This window comes from Corynebacterium sp. HMSC073D01, from assembly GCF_001815555.1.
In the GTDB taxonomy this organism is placed as follows: Bacteria; Actinomycetota; Actinomycetes; order Mycobacteriales; family Mycobacteriaceae; genus Corynebacterium; species Corynebacterium glucuronolyticum.
In genome coordinates this window covers 48379-54378 of sequence record NZ_KV821086.1, presented here as the reverse complement: position 1 = coordinate 54378, position 6000 = coordinate 48379, and the positions used below count along the sequence as shown (strand labels likewise).

Here is a 6000-nt window from a genome sequence, read left to right as displayed (position 1 = left end):
ATACCCCCAAAACAGCACCAATTACGCAGTTAAGGGACCCGGCCCGGGCCTCACAGCCGGAGAGGCCTCCTAGGCCTCGAACTTGTAGCCCAGGCCGCGAACGGTTACCAGCTGGGTGGGGTGGCTGGGCTCGGCCTCAATCTTGGAGCGGAGGCGCTTGACGTGAACATCGAGGGTCTTGGTGTCGCCAACATAGTCGGCACCCCAGACGCGGTCGATGAGTTGGCCACGGGTGAGGACGCGGCCCGCGTTGCGGAGGAGGTACTCGAGAAGGTCGAATTCCTTGAGTGGCATGGCGACCTGCTGGCCGTCGACGGTGACGATGTGGCGCTCAACGTCGAGGGAGACGCGTCCACCTTCGAGGATTTGGTCGGCGACGGCACCGTCGGAATCACCGCCGCGGCGGAGGACGGCGCGGATGCGGGCGATGAGTTCGCGGGAGGAGTAGGGCTTGGTCACGTAGTCGTCTGCACCGAGCTCGAGCCCCAGAACCTTGTCTAGTTCAGTGTCGCGGGCGGTCACCATGATGACAGGGACGGTAGAGACCTGGCGGAGTCGGCGGCAGACATCGGTGCCGCTCATGCCGGGGAGCATGAGATCGAGAAGGACGAGGTCGATGTCGTTTTTGTTGAATTCAACGAGTGCGGTCCGCCCATCGGTGGCGATGATCGCGTCGAAACCCTCTTTTTTGAGGAGGAAGGCGAGAGGCTCAGCGAGCGATAATTCGTCCTCTACGATGAGCACTGTTGCCATAATCTTTCCTACTGCTTCCTTACTTTGTCGTCGCTTCCACGTAGCCCGCGGGAATCGATAGTCCTGTTCACATCCTGTTTCCTGGCGGGATGTGGAAGCTCTTCCTTCTCCTCGCCGGGACGGTAGATGGGCAGTTCAATGGTAAAGGTCGACCCCGTGGAGGGCCTAGACCATAGTTTAACCGTTCCCCCATGATTTGCTGCAACATGCTTAACAATCGCTAAGCCTAAACCTGTGCCGCCGGTGGAGCGGGAGCGGGCTTTGTCCACGCGGAAGAAGCGCTCAAACACGCGTTGCTGATCCTCAGTAGAGATGCCGATTCCGCGGTCGGTGACGCGGATATGAATAATGTCAGCGGAGACCACCTTCTGCGTGACGGTAACCGGTGTTTCTGCAGGTGAATAGTTAATTGCGTTGGCGATGAGGTTGGTCACGGCGGTGGCGAGAAGGTTGAAATCGCCGAGGACGTAGACGCCGGTGCGCACGCCACGGTTGAGCCGGATGCTGGCGTTTTCGGCTTGGACGCTCGTTCGGTTGATGGCTTCGTCGACAACGTCGTCGACGAGAACGGGGGTAAGGTCGGGCAGTGCCTCTGCCCCCTGCAGCTTAGAAAGTGAAATAAGTTCGGTGATCATATCGCCGAGCCGGCGTGATTCGCCGTAGAGTTTTTCGCCAAAGTAATCGACGGATTCGGGGTCGTCGATGGATTCCAGGAGCGCTTCTGCCAGCAAGGCGATGCCGCCGACGGGGGTCTTCAGCTCATGCGAAACGTTGGCCACGAAATCGCGCCGGGCGTGCTCCATGCGCACGGCCTCGGACTGATCGGTGGCGTAGACGATGACGAAGCGGTCGTCGGTGAGCGTCAGTGGCGCGACAACGACGCGAATATCGGTGACACGGCTCTTCCCTGCTCTGCGCGGCGCGCGCAGATCAAGACTGTGCTCTTCTTTGTCCGCGAGGACATCTTGGGCAAGGTCCCAAATTTCCTGGGCCACGCGGCGTTCATGGATGAGTCCCATGGTGTGGGCGGAGGCGTTGGAGAGGACAACTTCGCGGTTGGCGTCCACAATGGCCACGCCCACGGGCGCACCCTGGATCGCGAGGTGCAGCACCTGGCTCACGGTGGTGACTCGCGGTTCACTGAGCGTCCGGGCGATTCGCGTCCGGCGCGCAATGGCCTCACCTGCCCGGTATACCGCCAGCCCGATGAGGGTGACGATAATACCGGCGATGAAGGTGAAGATGTAGGACAAGATTTACTTGTTGCCCTGGTTGGCGACTGCCTTTGCGCCAGCTTCGGCAGCCTCGGGGTCGAGGTAGGTGCCGCCGGGGTTGGCAACGGAGCCGTCCTCGTTGAGCTCGTAGACCAGCGGGATACCAGTCGGGATGTTGAGTCCAGCGATGTCCTCGTCGGAGATGTTATCGAGGTACTTCACCAGCGCACGCAGGGAGTTGCCGTGTGCAGCAATGAGCACGTTCTTGCCGGCGAGAGCCTGCGGGAGGATCTCCTCCTTGAAGTACGGGATGAAGCGGGCCACAACGTCCTTCAGGCACTCCGTACGCGGAACCTCGTCAAGGTTTGCGTAGCGCGGGTCGTGCGCCTGCGAGTACTCGTTGTTATCGTCGAGCTCTGGCGGCGGGGTGCCGTAGGAGCGGCGCCACGTCATGAACTTCTCGTCGCCGTACTTCTCCTTGGTGTCGGCCTTGTTCAGGCCCTGGAGGGCACCGTAGTGGCGCTCGTTGAGGCGCCAGTCACGGGTGACGGGGATCCACAGGCGGTCGGCCTCGTCGAGTGCGATGTTCGCCGTCTGGATGGCGCGACGCAGGAGGGAGGTGTAGAGGACATCGGGGAGGATGTCCTTTTCCTTGAGAAGCTCGCCGCCGCGCTTAGCCTCGGCGCGGCCCTTTTCGGTCAGGGCCACGTCGACCCAACCGGTGAACTGGTTGGATGCATTCCATTCGCTCTGCCCGTGGCGGAGCAAGATCAATTTTCCTTGAGTCATACTCCTCAGTTTGCCATGACTTTTATCGCTTGTCGACGCTCGGTTCCCCGGTCGCATCTCGGCTCACGCACTGTTCGATGTCCCGTCCGACGTATTCCTCATACAGCGCAAGGAGCCTCTCGGCCGTCTTTGACCAGGAGTATTGAGATGCATGGGCGACAGCCTGTTGACCCATGCTGATGCGCGACTCATCGTCGACAAGCAACGAATCAATGGCCCTGGCCCACTCAGCGGGGTCGTGCGAGCCGACCAGAACCCCCGAGTAACCATCGGCGACGGCGATCGGCAAACCACCGACCTGAGCTGCGACGACGGGGGTTCCGGCGGCCTGCGCCTCGAGAGCAACGAGGCCGAAAGACTCGTTGTAACTGGGAACCGCAACGATATCGGCGGCCTGATAGATGCGGACGAGATCCTCCGGCGGGCGCGGGGGCGTGAACCGAACATAGCGGGAAATCCCGAGGTCAGCCACGAGAGACTCGTACTCCCGCGGGTTTGCGTTCTGGCCGGACGGGCCACCGCACAAAACGGCGCGGAGCGTGTAATCAGGATCACGCTTAATGATCTCCGCCAATGCCCGAATCAGGACATCCGGACCCTTAAATTTCTGCAACCGGCCAACAAACGCGACTACCTTCGCCTGCAGCGGCAGGCCCAGCTCGCGGCGCGCCTTTTCCGTCGCCCGACCAGTCCCCGGCGTAAACAGTTCTGTATCCGCGCCCGGATTGACTACCACAACCTTATCCATGTCCGCGTCGTAGTGGGCGACGAGATCAGCCCGCTCCTCCACCGTATTCGCGGTAATGACCTCGGCATTATCGATGATCTGCTGTTCACAGATGCGACGCGCCTCCGACTCCTTCGTATCGTCGAGCGTGCGGTGCGCGTTCTTCACTGCGGCGAGCGTGTGCGCGGTAAAGACGAGCGGCACGCGCCACAGATCCCGCAGCAACCACCCCACCTGGCCGGACAGCCAATAGTGCGCGTGAATGATGTCGTAGCTGATGTTGTTGCAGCGCGTGAAGCTCAAGATCCCCCCGGCGAAGGCCGCCAACTGCGTCGGCAGATCCTCTTTCTCCAGCCCTTCATAGGGACCCGCCACCACGTTAATCACCCGCAGATTCTCCTGCACACACACAATTTCACCCTGACTGGGGCTCGTCGCGCGGGTGAAAATATCCACCGTCACGCCATGGGCAGCCAGCTTCTTCGCCGTGGACATAACGTAGACGTTCAACCCGCCTGCGTCACCCGTTCCCGGCTGCATCAGGGGGGACGTGTGCATGGAAATCATGGCAATACGCATACCCCCCATTGTACGGACACTAATGTTTTGCCTTAAAAAGTTCTTATCATAGGGTGTACTCTACTAAGCCGTAACATATCTTTAAGCCAGCGGAAGGAAGCATCCCGTGTCTCAGGCATACGAAACGAAGGCGTGGCTCAAGCATTACGCCCCCTGGACTCCACATGAGCTCGACTACGGTGATACCACCATCGCGTCGCTCTACCAGGACAACCTCAAGCGCAACGCCGACAAGCCGGCCACCTATTTCTTCGGCCGCACCATGACCTTCGCCGAACTGGACAAGCAGGTCCGCCGCGCAGCCGCCGGCCTCCGCGCCTTCGGCGTCCGCCCGGGCGACCGCGTTGCCCTGTGCATGCCGAACTGCCCCCAGCACATCATCGCCTTCCACGCTGTGCTGCAGCTCGGCGCCACCGTCGTTGAACACAACCCGCTCTACACTGCCCACGAGCTCGAGGAGCCCTTCAAAGACCACGGCGCGCGCATCGCCATCAGCTTTGACAAGACCAGCTCAACATTGGAGAAGCTGCGTGAGACCACCCCCTTGGAGACGATCATCTCCGTCAACATGATCAACACCATGCCTCGCTACATGCAGCTCGCGCTGCGCATCCCGCTGCCCCCGCTGAGCAAGACCCGTGAGCGCATGACCGGCTCCGCCCCCAACACGGTTCCTTGGGAGGCCCTGTGCTCCTCCGCTATCGGCGGCGACGGCGCCGACCTCGAATTCCCCGAGGTGAAGAAAGACGATGCCGCCCTCATCCTCTACACCTCCGGCACCACTGGCGTGCCCAAGGGCGCACAGCTCACCCACGGAAACCTGTACTCGAACGTGCTCATGGGTGCCGCCTGGGTTCCCGGGTTCCCCCACGAGGACGAGCGCATCCTCGCCGCTCTGCCGCTCTTCCACGCCTACGGCATGACCTTCGCAGCCACCCTCCCCTTCTATGGTGGCTCTGAAATGGTGCTCCTGCCCACCCCGGATCTCAAGCTCATCATGCAGGTGATGAAGAAGCACAAGCCGACCTTCGTCCCCGGCGTCCCCACCCTCTACGAGAAAATCCTGCAGGCCGCTGAGCAGACCGGCACGGACATTTCCGGTGTCGCCAACGCCTTCTCCGGCGCTTCCACCCTGCCCGTCTCCCTCGTTGAACGGTGGGAAAAGGCCACCGGCGGCCGCCTCGTCGAAGGCTACGGCCTCACCGAGTGCTCCCCCATCCTCACCGGCAACACCATGGACGGCAACCGTCGCCCCGGTTGGATCGGCATCCCCTTCCCCGACACACTCATCCGCATCTGCGACACCGAGGATCCATCCCGCGTTCTCCCTGACGGCGAGGAAGGCGAAATCCAGGCCAAGGGCCCCCAGGTGTTCAAGGGCTACCTCAACAAGCCAGACGCCACCGAGGCCAGCTTTGTCGACGGCTGGTACCGCACCGGCGACATCGGCGTCATGGACGACGAGGGCTACATCAAGATCGTCTCTCGCCTCAAGGAGGTCATCATCACCGGTGGCTTCAACGTCTACCCGGTTGAGGTCGAAGAAGTCCTCCGCAACCACCCCGATATCGACGATGTCGCCGTCGTGGGCCTGCCCCGCAGCGATGGTTCGGAGATCGTCACCGCCGCCATCACCCTCAACGAGGGTGCCGCCCTCGACCCCGAAGGCCTCAAGGAATACTGCCGCACCCAGCTCACCCGCTACAAGGTGCCGCGCAAGTTCTTCCACTTCGAGGACATGCCCCGTGACATGATGGGCAAGATCCGCCGCCGCGACGTCCGCGACCAGATCATCGAGCGCCACAACCTGTAGTTCTCGCGCTTGGCTTCGCGGCCCCCCTATATGCGGCCCCCTATATGCGGCCCACCTGTTTGGTGGGCCGCATTTTGTTTGCTCGCCGGGCGTGCTGGTTCCTTCTGCGGCCCGTTGCCTTCCGA

At 61.8% G+C, this 6000-nt stretch carries 5 protein-coding genes; 1 reads left to right on the top strand and 4 read right to left on the bottom strand.

What is annotated here, in order from left to right:
- Positions 1-69 precede the first annotated feature (69 nt).
- The 4 genes from HMPREF3044_RS12400 to mshA are packed head-to-tail and all read right to left on the bottom strand — an operon-like array spanning position 70 to position 4062.
- The gene (locus tag HMPREF3044_RS12400) at positions 70-753 is read right to left on the bottom strand and encodes a response regulator transcription factor (RefSeq protein WP_005390686.1); all 684 of its coding nucleotides are present in this window, start codon (positions 751-753) and stop codon (positions 70-72) included.
- Between the two features lie 8 nt (positions 754-761).
- Positions 762-2006 (bottom strand): sensor histidine kinase, encoded by a 1245-nt coding sequence (locus tag HMPREF3044_RS12395; protein ID WP_070742175.1) that lies wholly within the window; start codon positions 2004-2006, stop codon positions 762-764.
- A 3-nt stretch (positions 2007-2009) separates the two neighbouring features.
- The gene (locus HMPREF3044_RS12390; RefSeq protein ID WP_005390689.1) at positions 2010-2756 is read right to left on the bottom strand and encodes a phosphoglyceromutase; all 747 of its coding nucleotides are present in this window, start codon (positions 2754-2756) and stop codon (positions 2010-2012) included.
- 22 nt (positions 2757-2778) lie between these two features.
- Positions 2779-4062, bottom strand: coding sequence for a D-inositol-3-phosphate glycosyltransferase (gene mshA, locus HMPREF3044_RS12385; protein WP_210400560.1), 1284 nt, complete (start codon positions 4060-4062; stop codon positions 2779-2781).
- A 106-nt stretch (positions 4063-4168) separates the two neighbouring features.
- Here mshA and HMPREF3044_RS12380 point away from each other — a divergent pair, with 106 nt between their 5' ends.
- Positions 4169-5875, top strand: coding sequence for a long-chain-fatty-acid--CoA ligase (locus HMPREF3044_RS12380; protein WP_070742172.1), 1707 nt, complete (start codon positions 4169-4171; stop codon positions 5873-5875).
- Positions 5876-6000 lie beyond the last annotated feature (125 nt).

What these genes read in the sequence shown, in the direction of transcription:
- HMPREF3044_RS12390 (WP_005390689.1), bottom strand. Translation starts at nt 2,756, where the DNA reads ATGACTCAAGGAAAATTGATCTTGCTCCGCCACGGGCAGAGCGAATGG.
- mshA (WP_210400560.1), bottom strand. Translation starts at nt 4,062, where the DNA reads ATGCGTATTGCCATGATTTCCATGCACACGTCCCCCCTGATGCAGCCG.
- HMPREF3044_RS12400 (WP_005390686.1), bottom strand. Translation starts at nt 753, where the DNA reads ATGGCAACAGTGCTCATCGTAGAGGACGAATTATCGCTCGCTGAGCCT.